The sequence below is a fragment of the Bacteroidota bacterium genome (assembly GCA_018831055.1).
GTDB lineage: Bacteria > Bacteroidota > Bacteroidia > Bacteroidales > B18-G4 > M55B132.
The window spans coordinates 1-2,070 of sequence record JAHJRE010000288.1 but is presented as its reverse complement, the minus strand read 5'-3'; the positions used below and the strand labels follow the sequence as shown (position 1 = coordinate 2,070).

Annotated in this window: 4 protein-coding genes; all 4 read left to right on the top strand. The window is 58.3% G+C overall.

Annotated features, from left to right (window positions below; all coding sequences use genetic code 11):
• The coding region (locus KKA81_16700) for a 4Fe-4S binding protein (GenBank protein ID MBU2652566.1) at positions 1–393 on the top strand (393 nt) is incomplete at its 5' end.
• Positions 394–402: 9 nt separating this feature from the next.
• The gene (locus KKA81_16695) at positions 403–1,185 is read left to right on the top strand and encodes a (2Fe-2S)-binding protein (protein ID MBU2652565.1); all 783 of its coding nucleotides are present in this window, start codon (positions 403–405) and stop codon (positions 1,183–1,185) included.
• Positions 1,182–1,616 carry a 4Fe-4S dicluster domain-containing protein gene (locus KKA81_16690; protein ID MBU2652564.1) on the top strand — a complete coding sequence of 145 codons (435 nt, stop codon included), beginning with the start codon at positions 1,182–1,184 and terminating at the stop codon, positions 1,614–1,616. The genes KKA81_16695 and KKA81_16690 overlap by 4 nt, the downstream gene beginning before the upstream one ends.
• 237 nt (positions 1,617–1,853) lie before the next feature.
• On the top strand, positions 1,854–2,070 hold a 217-nt coding region (locus KKA81_16685; protein MBU2652563.1), incomplete at its 3' end, for an STAS domain-containing protein.

Below are 2,070 nucleotides of genomic sequence, written 5' to 3'. Positions count from 1 at the left end.
CTCTTTACGCTGGCGAACAAAATCAGCGACGGGCGCGGCGTCGAGGAAGATCTCGATCTGATGGAGAAGCTCTCGGAGAGCATCATCATCGGCTCGCTCTGCGGACTGGGGAAGTCCGGGCCGAATCCGTTCGTGAGTACGGTGCGGTATTTCCGCGATGAGTATTTGGCCCATATCCGGGACAAGAAATGTCCGGCCGGGGTCTGCACGGCGCTCATCCGGTATGACATACTCGAGGATAAATGCGACGGTTGTCTGGCCTGTACGTTCGCCTGCGCCGTCAATGCAATCAGCGGCCGCAAAGGCAAACTCCACGTGATTAATCAGGACTTGTGCACGAAATGCGGCGCCTGCGCGGCGGTCTGCCGTCGCGGTGCAGTCACCGTGTCGTAGGAGATATAGATGGTACATATTACGATAAACGGACGGGTTGTCCAGGCTTCCGACGGTGAGATGCTGCTCGATGTGCTTCGGCGCGAAGGGATCTACGTCCCGGCGCTGTGTGAACATCAGGCGGTCGAGGCCTTTGGCGCCTGCCGGCTCTGTACGGTTGAAATTACGCGGAACGACTGGAAAGGCTGGAAGAACTACGTTACGTCGTGCCTCTACCCCGTGGTCGACGGACTGATTGTCCAGACCGATTCCGAGACCGTGATTGAACTCCGCAAGACGCTGCTCGACCTTCAACTGGCCCGGCACCCCAATACGCCGCTGATCCAGAAGCTTGCGGCCGACTACGGCGTGCTCAAGACCAGTTACGAGGAAGTGCCGGACGGCGATGATTGCATCCTCTGCGCGCTCTGTACGCGGATTTGCGATCGAATGGGCTTTGCGGCGATTTCTACGGTCGGTCGCGGTCATGGCAAACGGGTGGCCCCGCCGCTCGATGAGCCGCCGCCGGATTGTATCGGCTGCCTTGCCTGCGCCCAGTGCTGCCCAACGAGCTTCATCAAGTTCGTTGAGGACGGCGCACGGCGGGAAATCTGGGGCAAGAAATTCGAACTGATCGAGTGCAAGAACTGCGGCAAGCCGACCCTGACCAAAGACTTCGCCCGAAACCTCGCGGACAACCGCAACATTCCCTATGAATACTTCGAGGTCTGCGACGACTGCCACCGCAAGGAAATCGCGGCGACCATGGGCCGGATCACCAATTGGAGCCGAGAGGAGGAACCTGCATCATGAGTTCCCGCTTGATTGTGAAACCAAATCTCTGTATCGGCTGCCGGACGTGTGAACTGGCCTGCTCGTTTTCTCATTCGGTCGACGGCAAACCGGGGCGGACGAGAATTTTCGCGCTCGACGGTGGTTTCAAAGACCTCTGGGTGCCGGTGACCTGTTTGCAGTGCGATGACGCCGCCTGCGTGAAGTCGTGCCTGGTCGACGCCCTGCGGCGCAACGAGGAAACCGGGGCGATCGAGCTCAACGACGACAAGTGTGTCAAGTGTATGGCTTGCGTAGCGGCCTGTCCGTTTGGGTGCGCTCTCTTGGATGCCGGGCACGAAAAGGTGGTCAAGTGCGACCTGTGCGGCGGCGATCCGGCCTGCGCCCGGTTCTGCCCGACCAAAGCATTGGAATATAAGCCGGTGCAGCGCAAAGCCCGAAAAGCCGGTTGAACCGGTTTCTCATACCGGAGATTGATAAAGCGGCGCCACCCGGCGCCGTTTTTTTTGCGCTTCCGAGGCGGCTCTAAAACCCCTTGACTTGCCGGCTAATTTTCGACTCTTTAAGCAGTTAGGCGTCACGGGGTGGTCTGCCCGGTCCGGATGGTGTTGTTATCGGATCGGAAACTACCGCCGCTAACTGTCGTAAACAGTGAGAACCAGGTAATCGGAGGCAAAACCAATATGAAAATGTCTGACCGCGAGCAGGACGGGGTAGTAATCCTCGAACCCAAGGGGAAAATCATGGGCGGTCCGGACGCCAGTCTGCTGAAGGACAAGCTGCACGAGATTATCGAAAAGGGTCAAAAGAACGTGGTCATCGACCTGGCCAAGGTCGACTGGATGAATTCCACCGGGCTGGGCATATTAATTTCGAGCTACACGACTCTGCGCAACAGTCAAGGTG